18 protein-coding genes are annotated in these 17810 nt (G+C 63.5%); 7 read left to right on the top strand and 11 right to left on the bottom strand.

The features are described 5' to 3' along the window. The first annotated feature begins 2 nt into the window (after nt 1-2). The 5 genes from cmaX (at nt 3) to GYB81_RS17815 (ending at nt 3878) form a co-directional block, all read left to right on the top strand. Nucleotides 3-989 (top strand): divalent cation transporter CmaX, encoded by a 987-nt coding sequence (gene cmaX / locus GYB81_RS17835; RefSeq protein ID WP_161867054.1) that lies wholly within the window; start codon nt 3-5, stop codon nt 987-989. A gap of 55 nt (nt 990-1044) precedes the next feature. Then, the gene (locus GYB81_RS17830) at nt 1045-1290 is read left to right on the top strand and encodes a CrfX protein (RefSeq protein WP_161867055.1); all 246 of its coding nucleotides are present in this window, start codon (nt 1045-1047) and stop codon (nt 1288-1290) included. Nucleotide 1291: 1 nt separating this feature from the next. Continuing rightward, nucleotides 1292-2116, top strand: a complete 825-nt coding sequence (locus GYB81_RS17825; RefSeq protein WP_013715734.1) for a mechanosensitive ion channel family protein — start codon at nt 1292-1294, stop codon at nt 2114-2116. Between the two features lie 82 nt (nt 2117-2198). Next, a complete protein-coding gene (gene sigX / locus GYB81_RS17820) occupies nt 2199-2789 on the top strand; it encodes an RNA polymerase sigma factor SigX (protein ID WP_161867056.1) in 591 nt (196 codons plus the stop codon). 108 nt (nt 2790-2897) lie between these two features. Then, the gene (locus GYB81_RS17815; RefSeq protein ID WP_161867057.1) at nt 2898-3878 is read left to right on the top strand and encodes an OmpA family protein; all 981 of its coding nucleotides are present in this window, start codon (nt 2898-2900) and stop codon (nt 3876-3878) included. Between the two features lie 103 nt (nt 3879-3981). On the opposite strand, the gene cobA is transcribed toward GYB81_RS17815, so the two are convergent. From cobA to GYB81_RS17770, 10 genes are all read right to left on the bottom strand, one after another. Further along, the gene (gene cobA, locus GYB81_RS17810) at nt 3982-4725 is read right to left on the bottom strand and encodes a uroporphyrinogen-III C-methyltransferase (protein ID WP_161867058.1); all 744 of its coding nucleotides are present in this window, start codon (nt 4723-4725) and stop codon (nt 3982-3984) included. A gap of 10 nt (nt 4726-4735) precedes the next feature. Further along, complete coding sequence (locus GYB81_RS17805; RefSeq protein WP_161867059.1) at nt 4736-7453, bottom strand: nitrate reductase; 2718 nt, start codon at nt 7451-7453, stop codon at nt 4736-4738. 87 nt (nt 7454-7540) lie between these two features. Further along, the gene (gene nirD / locus GYB81_RS17800) at nt 7541-7858 is read right to left on the bottom strand and encodes a nitrite reductase small subunit NirD (RefSeq protein WP_161867060.1); all 318 of its coding nucleotides are present in this window, start codon (nt 7856-7858) and stop codon (nt 7541-7543) included. After that, complete coding sequence (gene nirB / locus GYB81_RS17795; protein WP_161867061.1) at nt 7855-10311, bottom strand: nitrite reductase large subunit NirB; 2457 nt, start codon at nt 10309-10311, stop codon at nt 7855-7857. Before nirB ends, nirD begins: the two co-directional genes overlap by 4 nt. A 349-nt stretch (nt 10312-10660) precedes the next feature. Beyond that, nucleotides 10661-12325 carry a bifunctional protein-serine/threonine kinase/phosphatase gene (locus GYB81_RS17790; RefSeq protein ID WP_161867062.1) on the bottom strand — a complete coding sequence of 555 codons (1665 nt, stop codon included), beginning with the start codon at nt 12323-12325 and terminating at the stop codon, nt 10661-10663. Nucleotides 12326-12328: 3 nt separating this feature from the next. Beyond that, the gene (locus GYB81_RS17785) at nt 12329-13540 is read right to left on the bottom strand and encodes a nitrate/nitrite transporter (RefSeq protein WP_161867063.1); all 1212 of its coding nucleotides are present in this window, start codon (nt 13538-13540) and stop codon (nt 12329-12331) included. Nucleotides 13541-13914: 374 nt separating this feature from the next. Beyond that, the gene (locus tag GYB81_RS24495) at nt 13915-14070 is read right to left on the bottom strand and encodes a hypothetical protein (RefSeq protein WP_178101881.1); all 156 of its coding nucleotides are present in this window, start codon (nt 14068-14070) and stop codon (nt 13915-13917) included. A 135-nt stretch (nt 14071-14205) separates the two neighbouring features. Continuing rightward, entirely contained in the window at nt 14206-14649 is a 444-nt protein-coding gene (locus GYB81_RS17780) for a thioesterase family protein (protein ID WP_161867064.1), read from the bottom strand. 48 nt (nt 14650-14697) lie between these two features. Further along, nucleotides 14698-15387: a polysaccharide lyase family 7 protein gene (locus GYB81_RS17775; protein WP_161867065.1), complete on the bottom strand. Its 690-nt coding sequence runs from the start codon at nt 15385-15387 to the stop codon at nt 14698-14700. 326 nt (nt 15388-15713) lie between these two features. Next, nucleotides 15714-16028 carry a transcriptional regulator gene (locus tag GYB81_RS17770; RefSeq protein WP_161867066.1) on the bottom strand — a complete coding sequence of 105 codons (315 nt, stop codon included), beginning with the start codon at nt 16026-16028 and terminating at the stop codon, nt 15714-15716. A gap of 154 nt (nt 16029-16182) precedes the next feature. On the opposite strand from GYB81_RS17770, the gene GYB81_RS17765 reads away from it, so the two are divergent. Then, entirely contained in the window at nt 16183-16575 is a 393-nt protein-coding gene (locus GYB81_RS17765) for a hypothetical protein (RefSeq protein ID WP_161867067.1), read from the top strand. A 118-nt stretch (nt 16576-16693) separates the two neighbouring features. Here GYB81_RS17765 and GYB81_RS17760 read toward each other — a convergent pair whose 3' ends face one another. Continuing rightward, nucleotides 16694-17383, bottom strand: coding sequence for a crotonase/enoyl-CoA hydratase family protein (locus tag GYB81_RS17760; protein ID WP_161867068.1), 690 nt, complete (start codon nt 17381-17383; stop codon nt 16694-16696). Between the two features lie 185 nt (nt 17384-17568). Between GYB81_RS17760 and GYB81_RS17755 the strand changes: the two genes are divergently transcribed. Continuing rightward, nucleotides 17569-17787 (top strand): hypothetical protein, encoded by a 219-nt coding sequence (locus GYB81_RS17755; protein ID WP_161867069.1) that lies wholly within the window; start codon nt 17569-17571, stop codon nt 17785-17787. The last annotated feature ends 23 nt before the right edge of the window (nt 17788-17810 follow it).

The following is a 17810-nucleotide window of genomic DNA, read 5'->3' as shown; positions in this document are numbered from 1 at the left end:
TGATGCAGGATCAGGAATCGGCACTGTTGCACGCCTTCGTACTCGATGGTCGCGGCGGTGCGCGTAGTATCAGCCGCGAGGAGCTGGATAGCCTGCAGCTGGGCGAGCATGAGAGCCTTTGGTTGCACTGGGATCGTAGCCAGGAGCAGGCACGCCGCTGGCTGCTTGAAAACAGTGGCCTGGATGAGTTCGCCTGCGGGCTGCTGCTGGAGGAAAACACCCGGCCGCGTCTGTTGCCTTTGCCGAACAACGAGTTGCTGATCTTCCTGCGCGGGGTCAATCGCAATCCCGGCGCCGAACCGGAAGACATGGTCTCGGTGCGCATCTTCGCCGATGCCCGGCGGGTGATTTCCCTGCGCCTGCGACCGCTGCTCGCGACCGACGCGCTTATCGCCGATCTTCTGGCTGGCACCGGACCGAAAACCTCGTCCGAACTGCTTCTGGAGTTGGCTCGGCACCTGACCAGCCGCGTCGACGACCTGATTCTGGAGCTGAGCGAGCAGCTCGACGAGGAGGAAGACCGCCTCGACGACAACGAGCGTTATCTGCCCAATCACAGCCTGATGCTGCAGGTTCGCCGACGCGCGGCCGGCCTGCGGCGCTTTCTTGCGCCGCAGCGCGACCTTTATGCCCAGCTGGCGCGTAACCGAGAGCCTTGGTTCGTCGATGATGACGACGACTACTGGAACGAGCTGAACAACCGACTGACGCGCTATCTGGAGGAGCTCGAACTGATCCGCGAGCGTGTAGGCCTGGTGCTGGAGGCCGAGGGGCGCCGTCTGGGCGAGCGGATGAATCGCATCATGTATCGCTTCACGGTGATCACCGGCATGTTCCTGCCGTTGACCTTCCTCACCGGCCTGCTGGGCATCAATGTTGGCGGAATTCCGGGGGCTGAGAACCCGATCGGTTTCTTCATCGCCAGTGGCCTCATCGGGCTTTTGGCGCTGGTGCAATTGCTGCTTTTTCGCCGCTGGCGTTGGCTGTGATGTGTGACTCATCCGCTGGCTACTGCGTCTAGCCGTGACATCCCGTGAGGTGCGCATGCACGATCCATTCGAAGAGTCTCTACGCGATTTGCTCAGGTCCTCGCCGTCCAGCCATGACGACGATGCCTGTCTGCACCGGGTCCTCAAGACCGCCAACCGGCAGGTTGGCGCGGGCGATCTGTTCAGCCTGATGGGCCACTGGGCGCAGGCTCTGATGATCGCCCTGAACAGCGGTTCGGCGCATGTGGCGCCGGTATCGCGCCGTACCCAATCCTCTGCTTCTGCTGATAAGGCTGACTGAAATGGAACTCGATCCCTGGACCCAAAGCCTGATCTCCGCGATGACCGCACTGTGGACCAAGGTTGCCGGATTCATTCCCAACCTGTTCGTTGCGTTGGTGCTGGTGCTGCTCGGCTTCGTCGTCGCCAAGCTGCTCGATACGCTTTTGTCCAAACTGCTCGGCAAGGTTGGGCTGGATCGCCTGATGATGGGCACCGGCCTCACCAAGTTGCTGGCTCGCGTCGGCATCCACGCCTCGGTCTCGACCCTTATTGGCAAGATCGTCTACTGGTTCGTGCTCCTGATCTTCCTGGTTTCCGCTGCCGAGTCGCTGGGGCTGCAACGGGTTTCCGCCACGCTCGACGTCCTGGCGCTTTATCTGCCGAAGGTATTCGGTGCTGCCCTGGTGCTGCTGGCTGGCGTGCTCCTGGCGCAACTGGTCAGCAGCCTGGTACGCGGCGCTGCCGAAGGCGTAGGCCTCGAGTACGCCAATGGTCTGGGGCGCGTGGCGCAGGGGCTGGTGATCATCATCAGCATTTCTGTGGCCATCGGCCAGCTGGAGGTCAAGACCGATCTGCTCAACAATGTCATCGCCATCGTGCTGATCTCCGTCGGTCTGGCGGTGGCGCTGGCGCTGGGTCTTGGTAGCCGTGATATCGCCAGCCAGATTCTGGCCGGCATCTACGTACGCGAGCTGTACCAGGTCGGGCAACAAGTGCAGGTTGGTGAGGTCGAAGGCCAGATCGAAGAGATCGGCACAGTGAAAACCACCCTGTTGACCGATACCGGTGAGCTGGTATCGGTAGCCAATCGAGTGATGCTCGAGCAACGCGTGAACAGTCGCTGACGCCAATCTGTTATTTTATGCAGCTGCCCGGCAGGCGTGACCTGTCGGGCACTTTTCGTCCTGACCGTCGGCCCGACTCGTTTTGAACAAAGCTCAAACCCTGCCCACGCGCTACGACCCCCGCGAGCTCACCGATGAAGAGCTGGTGGCGCGCGCCCACGACGAGCTGTTTCACATCACTCGTGCTTATGAAGAGCTGATGCGACGCTACCAACGAACATTATTTAACGTTTGTGCGCGCTATCTGGGGAACGAAAGGGACGCTGACGATGTCTGTCAGGAGGTGATGCTCAAAGTTCTTTATGGCCTTAAGAACTTTGAGGGTAAATCCAAGTTCAAGACCTGGCTTTACAGCATTACCTATAACGAATGCATTACTCAGTATCGAAAAGAGCGGCGCAAGCGTCGATTGATTGACGCCTTGAGTTTGGATCCGCTCGAAGAGGCTTCCGACGAGAAAACGCCGAAAGTCGAGGAGCGAGGCGGTCTGGATAGGTGGTTGGTTCACGTCAACCCGATCGATCGCGAGATTCTGGTGCTACGTTTTGTCGCAGAACTTGAGTTTCAAGAGATTGCCGACATCATGCACATGGGCTTGAGCGCAACGAAGATGCGTTACAAGCGAGCATTGGATCGGTTGCGGGATAAATTTTCGGAAACGTCCGAAACTTAGTTCAGCTTCCCGACCACTAAGGGAGTGGCGAAACCTGATAAACTCGCCGCCAAGTTGCCGACTGAAGTTAACGGTGACTTATTAACCACCAAGATGGGGATTTAACGGATGAAAGTAAAAAACACCTTGGGCGTAGTCATTGGCTCTCTCGTTGCCGCAACCTCCTTCGGCGCGCTGGCGCAAGGCCAAGGCGCTGTCGAGGTGGAGGGCTTCGTCAATCGCTACTTCACCGACTCTCAGCGTGATTTCGCTCACGACGAAGGCAACCTGTTCGGTGGCAGCATCGGCTACTACCTGACCGACGACGTCGAGCTGGCGCTGTCCTATGGCGAGTACCACGACCTGCGTGGCGAAGGCTCTCGTGGCAGCAAGGACATCAAAGGCAACCTGACCGACCTGAAGGCCATTTACCACTTCGGTCAGCCGGGCGTTGGTCTGCGTCCTTACGTCTCTGCCGGTTTCGGCCATCAGAGCATCGGCGACGCCAACGGCGGTGGTCGTAACCACTCCACTCTGGCCATCGCTGGCGCTGGTGCCAAGTACTACTTCACCGAAATGTTCTACGCCCGTGCCGGCGTTGACGCTCTGTACAACATCGACCAGGGCGACACCGAATGGCAAGCCGGCGTGGGTGTTGGTCTGAACTTCGGTGGCGGCAGCAAGCCTGCTCCGGCTCCGGTCGTAGCTGCTGCACCCGAGCCGATGCCTGAGCCTGCTCCGGAGCCGGCTATGGAAACCGTTCGTGTCGAGCTGGACGTCAAGTTCGACTTCGACAAAGACCGCGTGAAAGAAGAAAGCTACGGTGACATCAAGAACCTGGCTGACTTCATGAACCAGTACCCGCAGACCACTACCACCGTTGAAGGTCACACCGACTCCGTCGGTTCCGACGCTTACAACCAGGGTCTGTCCGAGCGTCGTGCCAATGCCGTACGTAACGTGCTGGTCAACCAGTACGGTGTAGACGGTAGCCGCGTCAATGCTGTTGGCTATGGCGAAACCCGCCCGGTAGCTGACAACGCCACTGATTCCGGCCGCGCTGTCAACCGTCGTGTTGAAGCTGAAGTAGAAGCCCAGATCCAGCAGTAATGCTTCTGGTGCTGTAAGAAAAACCCGGCCTCGGCCGGGTTTTTCTATTCCGGGATAAAAAAGCCCGCCTGAGACGGCGGGCAGGCAAGCAGAACCGGATCGCTCAGGCGTGCAGAAGCTGGGGCAGGCCGACTTCGCTGCTGGCGCGGGCGACTTCGCCGATCACCAGGATGGCCGGGCTTTTCAGGGCAAACGCTGCGGCATCATCCTGCATCGTGGCCAGGCTGCTGCGGCACTCGCGTTGCTCAGGCAGCGAGGCGTTCTCGATCATCGCCACCGGCATCTCGCCGCTCATGCCGGCGGCAAGCAGGCCGGCCTGGATATCCGCCAGCTTGGCCACGCCCATATAGATCACCAGCGTGGTTCCGCTTTGCGCCAGTGCGTGCCAGTTCAGCGAGCTGTCGTCCTGGGTATGGGCAGTGATCAGGGACACGCCACGCGCGATGCCGCGTAGGGTGAGGGGAATACCGCAATTGGTGGCGCCGGCCAGACCGGCAGTGATGCCGTTGACCAACTCCACTTCGATGCCATGGGCATAGAGCCAGTCGGCTTCCTCGCTGCCGCGGCCGAAGATGCAAGGATCGCCGCCTTTAAGGCGCACCACGCACTTGCCCTGGCGCGCATAGCGCAGCATCAGGCGATGGATGAACGTCTGCGGGGTGGAGCGGCAGCCGCCGCGCTTGCCCACCGAGACGATGCGTGCGCCGGGACAATGCTCGAGCACGGCGGGGTTGACCAGGTCGTCGATCATCACGATCTCGGCTTGCTTCAGCGCCTTGACCGCCTTCAGCGTCAGCAGCTCGGGGTCACCGGGGCCAGCGCCAACCAGCCAGACTTTTGCGTTCATATCGATTCCTTTAAGCGTTGACTGCCAGCGGGCGGATAGCCAGCAGGCGTTTGATTTCGGGTACACAGGACCCGCAGCTGGTGCCGCACTTGAGCTCCTGCTTGAGGCCGTTCAGGTCCAGGCCGCGCTCGATGCCGGCGCACACCGCGCTTTCACTGACGTTCAGGCAGTTGCACAGGGTCTTGCCGCGGATGGCGGCGACGGCGTTGCCTGGCGGCGCGGAGACCGGGGCGAGCAGCCAGCGGCGCAGATCGGCGTCGGCCTGGCCGTCCAGCCACAGGCTTCTGAGCCATTCGCTGGCAGCGGTTTCGCCGGCCAGGCGGAGGCTGACGATGCGGCCATCCTCGATGCGCACGCGTTTGCCCACCGCGCGGCGCGGGTCGTCGTAGGCCAGCACCGGGCCCTGGTTCAGGCGCAGCAGGCGGTCGATCTGCGTCAGCAGCTCGGGCTGCGGCGCCACGGCGCTGGCGGCGCGGATCAGCAGGGCGGGGCGCTCGCGGCCGGTGGGGGTGAGGTTGGCGTAGGCGAACTCCTCGAACAGCGGACGCAAGGCTTCGAAGCGGCTTTGCACCTCACCCTCGACCAGGGCGAACAGCTGCCAGGGCAGCTCGACCTTGTCCACCTCGACGCCGGCGTGCTTGAGCTCCGGCTGCTTGGACAGCGGGTCGAAGGCCGGCTGGGTCAGCACGTTGGTGCCCAGGCCCTTGAGGAAGCGGTCGCCCCAGTGCATCGGCAGCCAGGCCTGGCCTGGGCGCACCGACTCGTCGCTTTGCACCGGCAGGATCAGACTGCCGCGGCGGCTGCGCAGTTTGATCAGGTCGCCGTCTTGCAGGCGGCGGCGACGCAGCTCGTCCGGGTGCAGGCCGAGCACGGCGGCCTCGACATGGCCGAACAGGCGCGCGGCGGTGCCGGTGCGGCTCATGCCGTGCCACTGATCGCGCAGGCGGCCGGTGTTGAGGGTGAGTGAATAGCGCGCCTCGCGCTTTTCCTTCGGCGCACGGTACGGGTCGGCATGGAACTGCGCGCGCCCGCTGGCGGTGGGGAAGCGACCGTCGGCATAGAGCCGCGCGGTGCCGATGCGTGCGCCGGGGGAGAACGGCCATTGCTGGGGACCTTGGGCATCGAGCAGCGCGTAGCTCAACCCCGAGAGGTCGAGATCGCGCTCGGCGGTCAGGTGCTTGTATTCCTCGAACAGCGCCTCGCTGCTGGTGAAGTTAAACAGGCTGGGCAGGCCGGGGCGGAGCAAAGTTTCCAGGCGACGGGCAAAGTCGCAGGTGATCGACCAGTCGGGCCGCGCCTCTACGGGCGCCGGCACGGCGCGGCGTACATGGCTGACGCGGCGCTCGGAGTTGGTCACCGTGCCTTCCTTCTCGCCCCAGCTGGCGGCGGGTAGCAACAGGTCGGCGTAGCGGCAGGTCTCGGTGGTGAAGAAGGCTTCCTGCACCACGACGAAGGGGCAGGCGGCCAGGGCCTCGTGCACCTTGCTCTGGTTCGGCAGCGATTGCGCCGGGTTGGTGCAGGCGATCCACAATGCCTTGATGCGTCCGTCGTGCACCGCATCGAACAGCTCGATGGCGGACAGACCGGGCGTCTCCGGCAGGGCATCGACGCCCCAGTAGGCGGCGACATCGGCGCGGTGCTCGGCATTGCCGGCGTCGCGGTGGCCCGGCAGCAGGTTGCTCAGGCTGCCAGTCTCGCGGCCGCCCATGGCGTTGGGCTGGCCGGTCAGGGAGAAGGGGCCGGCGCCGGGTTTGCCGATCTGCCCGGTGGCCAGATGCAGGTTGATCAGCGCGCTGTTCTTGGCGCTGCCGGAGGAGGACTGATTGAGTCCCATGCACCACAGCGAGAGGAAGGAGGGCGCACGGCCGATCAGCTCGGCGCAGCGCTGCAGATCGTCCAGGCTGATGCCGCAAAGGTCGGCGGTGACCGCCGGGCTGTAGTCGCGCACCAGCTTCTTCAGTGCATCGAAGCCTTCTGTGTGGGCGTCGATATAGGCGCGGTCGATCCAGCCCTCCCATAGCAGGATATGCAGGATGCCGTGAAACAGCGCCACATCGGTGCCGGGCAGGATCGCCAGGTGCAGGTCGGCCAGCTCGCAGGTGTCGGTGCGCCGCGGGTCGACGACGATGATCTGCATCTCCGGGCGCCTGGCCTTGGCTTCTTCCAGGCGGCGGAACAGCACCGGATGGGCGTAGGCCATGTTGGAGCCGGCGATCAGCAGGCAGTCGCTCTGCTCGATGTCCTCATAGCTGCAGGGCGGGGCATCGGCGCCGAGGCTGCGCTTGTAGCCGACCACCGCCGAGCTCATGCACAGGCGCGAATTGCTGTCGATATTGTTGGTTCCCACCAATGCTCTGGCCAGCTTGTTGAAGGCGTAGTAGTCCTCGGTCAGCAACTGGCCGGAGATATAGAAGGCGACGCTGTCGGGGCCGTGCTCGCGGATGGTTTCGGCGAACACCGCTGCGGCGTGATCCAGGGCGCTGTCCCAGTCGGTGCGCGAACGGGCCAGGCCCTTGCCCAGACGCAGCTCGGGATGGAGGGCGCGGGCGTCGAGATCGCCGGTCAGGTGCAGAGTCGAGCCCTTGCTGCACAGTTTGCCGAAGTTGGCCGGGTGACTGGGGTCGCCGGCGACGCCGAGAATCTTCTCGCCGTCGTGCTCGATCAGCACGCCGCAGCCCACGCCGCAGTAGCAGCAGGTGGAGGCGGTGATTTGGGTGGGGCTGGCCATGTTCGGAGCTCCTGAGGCGCGGGGAAGTTCTGGCGGGAGGGGCTTCAGCCGCGACAGTCGCCGCTGAAGCGCCTCCCACGAGGCGTGCTAGCTGCTGTGAGCGAATGCCAGCAGCACCCGGCCGTTTTCGACCTTGGCCGCGTGCCGGTGAGCGCAACCGACATCCGGCGCCACGGCCTCGCCGGACTCCAGCTCGATCTGCCAGTTGTGCAGCGGGCAGGCCACGCGTTTGCCGTAGATCAAGCCCTGGGACAGCGGGCCGCCCTTGTGCGGGCAGCGGTCATCCAGCGCGAAGACCTCGTCGGCCGTGGTACGGAAGATGGCGATATCGCCCTTGGGTCCGCTGACGATGCGCGAGCCGAGCACGTTGATCTCGTCCAGGGCGCAGATATCCAGCCAGTTCATACGGTGGCCTCCTCGATTTGCACCACCTTGATGGTGTCGAACTCTTTCTTCAGTTGCGGCGTCTCGATGCGTTCCTTCCATGGGTCCTGCTCGAACGAGAGGGCGTAGTGCAGGCGCGCGGCCAGGGACTTGCGGTTGGCTTCGTCTTCCAGCACCGCCTTCTTGATGTGCTCCATGCCAACACGCTGCATGTAGTGCACGGTGCGCTCCAGGTAGAAGGCCTCCTCGCGGTACAGCTGGAGGAAGGCGGCGTTGTACTCGCGCACTTCTTCGGCTGTTTTCACCTTGACGAAGAACTCGGCCACCTCGGTCTTGATCCCGCCGTTGCCGCCGATGTACATCTCGAAGCCCGAGTCCACACCGATGATGCCGACGTCCTTGATGCCGGCCTCGGCGCAGTTGCGCGGGCAGCCGGAGACCGCCAGCTTGACCTTGTGCGGCGACCACATGTTGAACAGGTCGTGCTCCAGGTCGATACCGAGCTGGGTGGAATTCTGCGTGCCGAAGCGGCAGAACTCGCTGCCGACACAGGTCTTCACCGTGCGGATGGACTTGCCGTAGGCGTGGCCGGAGGGCATGTCCAGGTCCTTCCACACGGCCGGCAGATCGTCCTTCTTGATACCCAGCAGGTCGATGCGCTGGCCGCCGGTGACCTTGACCATGGGCACGTTGTACTTGTCGGCCACATCGGCGATTCGGCGCAGCTCGGATGGGTTGGTCACGCCGCCCCACATGCGCGGCACCACCGAGTAGGTGCCGTCCTTCTGGATGTTGGCGTGGGCGCGTTCGTTGATCAGGCGCGACTGCGGGTCGTCCTTGGCCTCGCCCGGCCAGGTGGATATCAGGTAGTAGTTCAGCGCCGGGCGGCAGGTGGCGCAGCCGTTGGGCGTGCTCCAATTGAGAAACGCCATGGTCTGTGCCATGGACGTCAGGTGCTGCTCGCGAATCGCCTTGCGAATCTGTCCGTGGTTGAGGTCGGAACAGCCGCAGATGGCCTTCTCGCTCTTGGGTTTGACGTCCGCCGCGCCGCCGACGGTGCTGATCAGAATCTGCTCGACCAAGCCGGCGCAGGAGCCGCAGGAGCTGGCCGCCTTGGTGTGCTTCTTGACCTCGTCGACCGAGAACAGCCCGTTCTCCTGGATCGCCTTGACGATGGTGCCTTTGCATACGCCGTTGCAGCCGCACACTTCCATGCTGTCGGGCATGTTGGCGGTCTTGTCGGCGCCTTGGTGGCCGACATCGCCGATGGCGCCTTCGCCGAACATCAGGTGGTCGCGGATCTCGCTGACGTTGTGGCTCTCGCGGATCTGGCGGAAGTACCAGCCGCCGTCGGCGGTGTCGCCATACAGACAGGCACCGACCAGCACGTCGTCCTTGATCACCAGCTTCTTGTACACGCCGCCGATGGGGTCGGACAGCGTTATCGTTTCCGTGCCCTCGCCGCCCATGAACTCGCCGGCGGAGAACAGATCGATACCGGTGACCTTGAGCTTGGTCGAGGTCACCGAGCCCTGGTAGCGGGAGAAACCGAGCTGGGCCAGGTGATTGGCGCAGACCTTGGCTTGCTCGAACAGCGGCGCCACCAGACCGTAGGCGATGCCGCGGTGGCTGGCGCATTCGCCGATGGCGTAAACGCGCGGATCGAAGGTCTGCATGGTGTCGTTGACCAGGATGCCGCGGTTGCAGGCGATGCCGGCGCTCTCGGCCAGTTCGGTGTTGGGACGGATACCGGCGGCCATCACCACCAGGTCGGCGGGAATCACTTCACCGTCCTTGAACTTCACCGCGCAGACGCGACCTTCGCCATTGTCCAGCAGCTCGGCGGTGTGCTTGGGCAGGAGGAACTTCAGGCCACGGTCTTCCAGGGACTTCTGCAGCAGCTCGCCGGCGGTGCGGTCCAGCTGACGCTCCAGCAGCCAGTCGCCGATATGCACCACGGTGACGTCCATGCCGCGCAGCTTGAGGCCGTTGGCTGCTTCCAGGCCGAGCAGGCCGCCGCCGATGACCACCGCATGCTTATGGGTCTTGGCGGTGTCCATCATGGTCTGGGTGTCGGCGATGTCGCGGTAGCCGATCACGCCCTGCAGGTCCTTGCCCGGAATTGGCAGGATGAAGGGGTTGGAGCCGGTGGCGATCAGCAGGCGGTCGTACTCGGCCTCGCTGCCATCGTCGGCAATCACCAGGCGCTGCTTGCGGTCGATCTTGACCACCTTGCGCCCGAGCAGCAGCTTGATGTCGTTCTCCGCGTACCAGTTGAGATCGTTGAGCACGATCTCCTCGAAGGTCTGCTCGCCGGCCAGTACCGGGGAGAGCAGGATGCGGTTGTAGTTGGGGTGCGGCTCGGCGCCGAACACGGTGATGTCGTAGAGACCGGGGGCGAGCTTGAGCAGCTCTTCGAGGGTACGTACACCCGCCATGCCGTTGCCGATCATCACCAGCTTGAGTTTTTGCATGCCGGCCATCTCCTGAGTCATTGATCACGGAAAAAATTGTCGGGAGCAATGTTTAACGTCGCTCCGCGACGGCTCGTAGAGTGGCTGCCAGGGATGGCAGGCCATAAACAAAAAAGGCGTCCCGCTAGTCACCTAGCGAGGACGCCTTTGTCCAGGTCCCGTTCTATCGGGAAGTGCGGCCTTCCTCGTTGAAGGTCGCGCTTTATTTAATTTGTGGCAGTGCTAATGCAGCGCCTGTGCCAACTTCTCGAAACCCGGTTTGCCCGGCTTTTCAGCAACTTGGCGGTGTATGACGACTGGGTTTGTGCACCTTTGCGAGGCGTTTTGCGCTGCTTTGGTGCGAGTTGGGCTATTTGAGCAGCAGGAACGCCAGCAGCAGGTTAAGCAGCAGCGACACCAGCGCCACCGTGCGCCAGACCAGCAGCGGCTCACGTTCCAGCAGCGGTCGCGGACGGTTGTTCAGCGACTGGCGCTCGCCACTTTCCAGGGCCAGCAGCCATTCCTCGGCGGTTTCGAAGCGCTGCGCCGGGGTGGCGGCTACCGCGCGGTTCAATACTTCCTCGAGCCAGGCAGGCAGATCCGGGCGATAGCGGCTGACCGGGGTCGGCTGGCCGAAGCGTGGGTGCTGGAAAGCCTCGACCTCGCCGTAGGGATAGTGGCCGGTGAGCAGGTGATAGAGGGTCACGCCGGCGGCGTAGAGATCCTGCTGGGCGCTGGGCGGGCTGCCGGTGAAGGCTTCCGGGGCAATATAGCTGGGCGTGCCGGGCAGGCTGTGGGCCTCGTCGCGGGTCAGGCCCGGGCAGTAGGCCAGGCCGAAGTCCAGCGCGCGCAGCTCGCCGTCGTCGCCGAGCAAGAGGTTCTCCGGCTTGATGTCGCGGTGGATGATATTGCGTCGGTGCAGCAGACCGAGGGCCTTGATCAGCCGCGGCGCCAGGTCCTGCCAGTCGGCCAGGCTCAGCGGGCCGGCCTGCTGCAGGCGCGCGGCCAGGGTCTGACCGGCGTATTCTCGCTGCACGTAATACAGGTGCTGGCGCTGCGGCAGGGCGTGCAGCTCGGGGAAATGGCGACCGGCAACGCGGCGCAGGAACCATTCCTCCTGCAGCAGTGCCGGGCCGGCCTGTTCTTCGCCTGCGCGGCTGGCCGGCAGGGTCTTGAGCAGCCAGGGCTGATGATGCGCGTCGCGCACCCGGTAGATCAGCGACTGGCGCGATTCTCCGAGCAGGCCTTCGACTCGCCAACCCTCGAACTCCTGGCCGTCGCGCAGACGCGGCGGCAGCGGCCAGTGCTCGAGCTGGGCCAGGGTATCGGCCAGTGCGGCTTCCGGGAGCCGCTCGACGTGCACCAGCAGGGCGCTGGCGTTGTCCTGGCTGCCGGCGTGGTGCGCTTCGTCTACCAGGGTCTGGCAGGTCGCCTCGGCGTCATCGCCCTGTAGCAACTCGCCGATGCGCTTGTCGCTGAGGCAGGCCCAGACCCCGTCGCTGACCAGCAGGAAGCGGTCGCCGGCCTGCAGCTCGCCATCGCGGTAGTCCACCACCAGATGCTGGTCCAGGCCCATGGCGCGCTTGAGCACGTGCTGCATGCCCGGCTGTTCCCAGACATGGTCCTCGGTCAGACGCATGAGTTGGCCGTCGCGCCACAGGTAGGCGCGGCTGTCGCCGATATGCGCCAGGGTATAGCGGCGACCGCGCAGCACCAGGGCGGTGAGGGTGGTGAGCAGCGGCTGGCCACCGCCGTTGGCCTGCAGCCAGCGGTTATGCGCGATGAGCAGACGGTCCAGGCTGTGCTGCACCGGCCAGGTTTCCGGCGTGGAGTAGTAATCCAGGGCCAGCGCCTGGAGGGTGGCGCGCGCCGCCAGACCGCCATCGACGCACTGGCTGACGCCATCGGCCAGGCCCAGCAGGTAGCCCTTGCTGGCGGCCAGAGCCGGCGACGGGGTGACCACACGCAGGGCATCCTGATTCTCGCTGCGCGGGCCGGTGGCGCTGTTTTCACCGATGCTCAGTTGCAGGGGCATTCGTTACACCCGCGCGGCGGTCACCGCGGCGCTACCCCAGGTGGTGCGCCAGCGCTGCTTGACGCCGTGCAGGCCGAACCAGGCCAGTACGCCGAGACTGGCGAACAGCCAGAGGCCCAACTGGTAGTCGCCGGTATGCTGCTTGATGGTGCCGAGGCCGGCGGCGAGAAAGAAACCGCCGACACCGCCGGCCATGCCGATCAGCCCGGTCATCACGCCGATCTCCTTGCGAAAGCGCTGCGGCACTAGCTGGAACACCGCGCCGTTGCCGGCGCCCAGGCCAAGCATGGCGGCGACGAACAGGGCCAGGGCGGCGGTCGAACTGGGCAGGTTGAAGCCCACCGCGGCGATGCACAGCGAGGCGATGGTGTACATCATCAGCAGCGAGCGGATGCCGCCGATGCGATCGGCCAGCGCGCCACCGAGCGGACGCAGCAGGCTGCCGGCGAAGACGCAGGCGGCGGTGTAATAGCCGGCGGTGACCGGGTTCAGCCCGTATTGGTCGCTAAAGTAGCCGGGCAGGGCGCTGGCCAGGCCGATGAAGCCGCCGAAGGTGACGCTGTAGAAGAACATGAACCACCAGCTGTCGCGGTCGCCGAGGGCCTTGAGGTAGTCGCCGAAAGCCTTGGGTTTGGGCCGTTCCGGCGCGTTCCTGGCCACCAGGGCGAAGATCACCAGGGTCGCCAGCAGCGGGATCAGCGCCCAGCCGAACACGTTCTGCCAGCCGGACAGCGCCGCCAGACCGGGTGCGAACAGCGCCGCCAGCACGGTGCCGGAGTTGCCGGCGCCGGCGATGCCCATGGCCTTGCCCTGGTGCTGCGGTGGGTACCACTGGGAGGCCAGCGGCAGGGCGACTGCGAAGGAGGCGCCGGCGAAACCGAGGAACAGGCCGAGCAGCAGCGCCTGCTCGTAGCTGCCGATGCCGATCTGCCAGGCGCAGAACAGCGCGACGATCACCACCGTCTGGCCTAGCAGCCCGGCGGTTTTCGGCGACAGGCGGTCACAGAGAAAGCCCATCAGCAGACGTAGCACCGCACCGGCAAGAATCGGCGTGGCCACCATCAGGCCGCGTTGCTGGGCGTTGAGCTCGAGGTCGGTGGCGATCTGTACCGCCAGCGGGCCGAGCAGGTACCAGACCATGAAACTCAGGTCGAAGTAGAGAAACGCAGCGAACAGGGTGGGGGCGTGGCCGGCTTTCCAGAAACTTGTATTCATCGATCACCTCATCAGCGAGAAGGAGCCCGGCATGGCGCAGCGAACCGTGGTCGTGGACACGGCGGCGAAGCCGAAGCAGGGTCGAACGATTGCAGTGCAGGCTCGGGTTGCGACGCCTGCGCCAGCCCCGGACGCTGGGGCGAACACGAAAAAAAACGCCGCTTCACCGCAGGCCATGAAGGCCGGGTGAGGCGACGTCTTTGTCGTGAGGGAGGTGGCCGCCGTTGGCTACCTGGTATCAGGGGCTAAGCAAGTGCCGGGCCAATCGATCAAAGCCTTGAAAGTAGGGCGACACGGGCCTCGAGTGCGTAACGGGCTGCCGCAAAACGAGGCGTTTGCGTTGCAGTTGCACCTGAACGGGGCGGGCGCCTCGTTCAACTTCGGTAGGTGCTGAGCGCGGCCTGTGAGGTGATGCTGAAAGGAAGGGCACCGTTGGTGGCGTGGGTCGGTAGCGGCAGGGTCAGCAGGGCGATTGCCAGCAGATTGCTCAGCAGTCCGGCCTGACGGGCGCGGCGGTAGGTGTCGGTCATCCTCGTTCCCCCTTTTCTGTTATGAGCTAGGCGTAGCAGAGGAATGGCGATGTGTCACGCAACCGGCAGAAAACTCTACGCATTTCTGCCGCAACGACCAGACAACATCGCCTTTGCTGGCGGGCGCCAGCGCAATCAATCGAGCCGATTGACCTTGGGGAACTTGGCGTTGAAGGCGTCCGGCATGGGCACCACCTTCGACTGGCGATAATCGAAGAATACGAAGCCGGACTTGGCCATGGCCACCAGCGCGCCGTCGGCAGGGCGGGTGATACGGAATGTGATGTCGCCGCCATACTTGTTGAAGTCCATGACGCCGACCTCGAACAGCAGCTGGTCGCGAGCATGCGCCTCGGTGCGGTAGGTGGTAGCCAGGTCGGTGACGATGATGCCGGTACCGTTGTCGTCGGTCTCGCGAATACCGAACTCGTAGAGGAAGCGCGCCCTGGCTTCGGAGATCATCGAGATCATCGAGTCGTTACCCAGGTGATTGGCGCCATTGATGTCAGTGACGCGCACAGTGAGGTGGGTGCTGTAGCAATACTGGTCTTCAGGAAAATCGAGGGTCAGGCGTGCCATGGTCGAATCGTCGTCGAGAAAAGCCGCGATTGTATGCCGCCGCTTGCCTTAGCGGTGCGCGCTGTTGAGGTGATGGAAGGTGACCCGCCCGCCTTCGTTGTCCGGTCCGGAATTGTCCTGGACGTAGGCGCCGGCCTTGAAATAAAGGTACTGGGTGTTCCAGCGACTGCTGAGCTGGCGGTAGACCGCGCCCTCATCGCCATCGCTGCTGACCACGCTGACACCGAGGCGACCGCTGGGCGTCACGCGCAGGTCGTAGCCGAAGCGTTCGCCGAGTTGCACGTTGTCGGCCAGCAAAATGTTCTGCACCTTGCGATCGCCCGGTCTCGCGCGTAGCAACAGTTCCACGCGCCCCACGCCACGGCGGTAGTGATACTGCACCTTGAGCAGTGGGTCGTTTTGGCTGCCTGGCACGTCGGTGCTGTGGATCTGGCCGATCACCACCTTGTTGCGGCTGGGTACCTGCTCGACCTGCAGAACGGCACTGAGGTAGCTGTCCGAACTGGCGTGCTGCCAGTTGCTCAGGCTGCCGTCGCGCTGGGTTTCGCGCAGCTCGCTGCGCGGATAGCGCGCGTCAGCGGTAGTTGAGCCGGTTACCGGTACCCAGAAGGTCACGCTGCCGTCGCCATTGCGCCGGAAATAACGACTTTCGTAGCCGTTGCTCAGGCGCTCGGTACTGATGGTGGTGGGCGTGGTTTCGGTGGGGATCGAAAGGTTCCAGGTCGTCAGGTCCAGCACGGTGTTCTCTGCTCGTCGGTTGAAGGCACAGCTTCGTCCGTCAAACGCTCCAGAGGTTCCCCGCTCCAGTGCCTGCGCCAGAGCTGTTACCACCGGTTCAGGCAGCCGGGCGCTGGTAGAGCAACTCCGCACGGCGGTGCGAGAGACGTAGACCTCTGATACGGGGTCTGTGAGTCACAGATGGATGTGAAATCAATGGTTTGCGGCTATGTGATGACATCGCAGGGAACCTTGGCTGCCCTGCGCAAGAGCAATATGACGACTTGCTATTGAGCCAAAGACGCCGTGCATGCATCTGCATCGCCGCGCGATTTGGTACGTGTCGCTCAGGAGACCGGCTGTGCATGGGCCTCTTCGACGTAGTCGCGCAACCAACGCAGCACTTCGACGGCTTCCCAGCGAGCCGGGTCGAACAATGCGTACGCCAATCCCTGATAGCCGACCACATCCAGCTGCCGGTGATAACCGGCGCGCTGTAACAGCGCCTCTATCTCGGCGAAGCACGTATTGAAGTGCTGACGGTTAAAGGGAGTACGGCTCTCGGTGACAATGCCTTCGAGCAGTAGCTCATCGACCATCTCGCGAACGCGCTCCAGCGGCATGCGGTTCACTCGGTGTTTCAGCTGCAGTACGTCCAGCATGATGGCGCTCCTATGTGCTCGGTCATTTACCTGCGGAATAGGGTAATCGAAAAATACTGTACAAATAAACAGTATTGGGTGATAGTGGCCTCATTCAGGCGACAACAACCCGCCCGCCATGCAGATGTGGGCGCCTTGCAAGGGGGTATTGGCAATGCAACAGATGCTGATGACGATTGTGCTATTGGCTCTGCTGAGTGGCTGTGCGCAGCCACAGATCGAACGACCACAGGCCAACGGCGCCTACTTGGTGATCGAGGGGGAGCAGGCCTGGGCTGTGCTGGTCTCCAATGGCCAGCGCGTCGAAGAAGCAGGCGTGGTGCTCGACATAATCCATCTGCCTGGCCACCACTCCAATATCGCTGCCAGCTATGTGATCGAGACGCCCAATTGCGGCAAGCTGCAGTGGCTCACCGAGCGCCATGGTGCAGCAGAGGGCGAAACCACGCTGCTGCCGACAGCCTTCAATGAGCAATTGGGCAAGCCTGGCTGCGTGCTGGCCCAGGGCCTGAGCCGGGTCTGGACGGCGCTGGACTACTCCGGCTGATCTTGTAGTGTGCGCCACGCGCACCAACGTTCGACCCAGGGGCACCTGGCTCCGAAAGAAAAAAGCGCCGCGACCTCAACGGAAGCGGCGCTTTCCATATGCGCGGCGTGTCGCCTGTTTACATCAGGTGCTGCTTGTCCATCTCGATGGCCGCATCTAGGGTTTCCAGCAGAGCCTTGCGCACTTTCAGCTTGGTGTTCTTGTGCGCCGTCATATTGATTTTCTTCATCTGCTGCGCTGCCGCCTGCGCGGTGGCCAGCAGTTGCTCGGCCGGCACGATCTTGTCGAGGAAGCCGGCATCCACGGCACCAGCCGGGTCGAACATCTCGCCATTGATCACAGAGCGGTGGAAGGCCGACTTACGCAGACGGTCGCGGGCCAGTTCGATACCGACATGGTGCATGGTCATGCCGATCTGCACTTCGTTCAGACCAATGCTGAACGGACCTTCGATGCCGATACGGTAATCGGCGGACAGCAGGATGAAGGCCCCTTTGGCCACGGCATGGCCCGGGCAGGCCACGATGATCGGAAAGGGGTGGGCGAGCATGCGCCGCGCCAGGGTGGAACCTGCGGCTACCAGGTTGATTGCATTCTGCGGGCCGGAGGTCATCACCTTCAGGTCGTAGCCACCCGAAAGAATGCCCGGCTGGCCAGTGATGATGACGATGGCGCGATCCTGCTCGGCGCGGTCGAGCGCAGCATTGAAGGCAGCGATCACGTCAGGTGAGATGGCGTTGACCTTGCCATTGCTCAGGGTGAGGGTGGCGATGCCGTCTTCGAGTTGATAGCTGATCAGGTCGCTCATGGCAGTTTTCCTTGTTGGAGCCGCGGGGCTGAATGTCGGCAGAAGGTACTCAGCCCAAACGCTCTGGTAAAGCGCCGTGACTGACTGGCGGGTCAGTGTTTTTGCCTATCGTGGCGATGGCTGTTGGTAATTGGCGAGCGCCGCCGCCTGACCATTAAGGTGGCAGCGAACCGAAGGAGCTGCCTATGAATACTCTGTACTCCATCCTTTATACGGTCGCCGTCATCGGCCTGCTGCTGGCGTCCGTCGCGCTCAGCGAAACGCTCTACCTGCGTAGCCCCACGGGTGTGCTGCTGCTCTTCGGCGTGGGACTGTTCATGTCCCTGGGTTTCCTGCTGTTCGGTCACATGCGCTTCGACGAGCCACCCGGCGAGGAGCATGACGAAAACCCGCTTCGCTCTTAAGCGCATGAATCCTTTAAAAAAAA

This window comes from Pseudomonas yangonensis (assembly GCF_009932725.1).
GTDB lineage: Bacteria > Pseudomonadota > Gammaproteobacteria > Pseudomonadales > Pseudomonadaceae > Aquipseudomonas > Aquipseudomonas yangonensis.
The sequence above is the reverse complement of the archived record's forward strand: the minus strand, read 5'-3'. Positions and strand labels throughout refer to the sequence as shown.

What these genes read in the sequence shown, in the direction of transcription:
- cmaX (WP_161867054.1), top strand. Translation starts at nt 3, where the DNA reads ATGCAGGATCAGGAATCGGCACTGTTGCACGCCTTCGTACTCGATGGT.
- GYB81_RS17830 (WP_161867055.1), top strand. Translation starts at nt 1,045, where the DNA reads ATGCACGATCCATTCGAAGAGTCTCTACGCGATTTGCTCAGGTCCTCG.
- GYB81_RS17825 (WP_013715734.1), top strand. Translation starts at nt 1,292, where the DNA reads ATGGAACTCGATCCCTGGACCCAAAGCCTGATCTCCGCGATGACCGCA.
- GYB81_RS17815 (WP_161867057.1), top strand. Translation starts at nt 2,898, where the DNA reads ATGAAAGTAAAAAACACCTTGGGCGTAGTCATTGGCTCTCTCGTTGCC.
- cobA (WP_161867058.1), bottom strand. Translation starts at nt 4,725, where the DNA reads ATGAACGCAAAAGTCTGGCTGGTTGGCGCTGGCCCCGGTGACCCCGAG.
- GYB81_RS17805 (WP_161867059.1), bottom strand. Translation starts at nt 7,453, where the DNA reads ATGGCCAGCCCCACCCAAATCACCGCCTCCACCTGCTGCTACTGCGGC.
- nirD (WP_161867060.1), bottom strand. Translation starts at nt 7,858, where the DNA reads ATGAACTGGCTGGATATCTGCGCCCTGGACGAGATCAACGTGCTCGGC.
- nirB (WP_161867061.1), bottom strand. Translation starts at nt 10,311, where the DNA reads ATGCAAAAACTCAAGCTGGTGATGATCGGCAACGGCATGGCGGGTGTA.
- GYB81_RS17790 (WP_161867062.1), bottom strand. Translation starts at nt 12,325, where the DNA reads ATGCCCCTGCAACTGAGCATCGGTGAAAACAGCGCCACCGGCCCGCGC.
- GYB81_RS17785 (WP_161867063.1), bottom strand. Translation starts at nt 13,540, where the DNA reads ATGAATACAAGTTTCTGGAAAGCCGGCCACGCCCCCACCCTGTTCGCT.
- GYB81_RS24495 (WP_178101881.1), bottom strand. Translation starts at nt 14,070, where the DNA reads ATGACCGACACCTACCGCCGCGCCCGTCAGGCCGGACTGCTGAGCAAT.
- GYB81_RS17780 (WP_161867064.1), bottom strand. Translation starts at nt 14,649, where the DNA reads ATGGCACGCCTGACCCTCGATTTTCCTGAAGACCAGTATTGCTACAGC.
- GYB81_RS17770 (WP_161867066.1), bottom strand. Translation starts at nt 16,028, where the DNA reads ATGCTGGACGTACTGCAGCTGAAACACCGAGTGAACCGCATGCCGCTG.
- GYB81_RS17765 (WP_161867067.1), top strand. Translation starts at nt 16,183, where the DNA reads ATGCAACAGATGCTGATGACGATTGTGCTATTGGCTCTGCTGAGTGGC.
- GYB81_RS17760 (WP_161867068.1), bottom strand. Translation starts at nt 17,383, where the DNA reads ATGAGCGACCTGATCAGCTATCAACTCGAAGACGGCATCGCCACCCTC.
- GYB81_RS17755 (WP_161867069.1), top strand. Translation starts at nt 17,569, where the DNA reads ATGAATACTCTGTACTCCATCCTTTATACGGTCGCCGTCATCGGCCTG.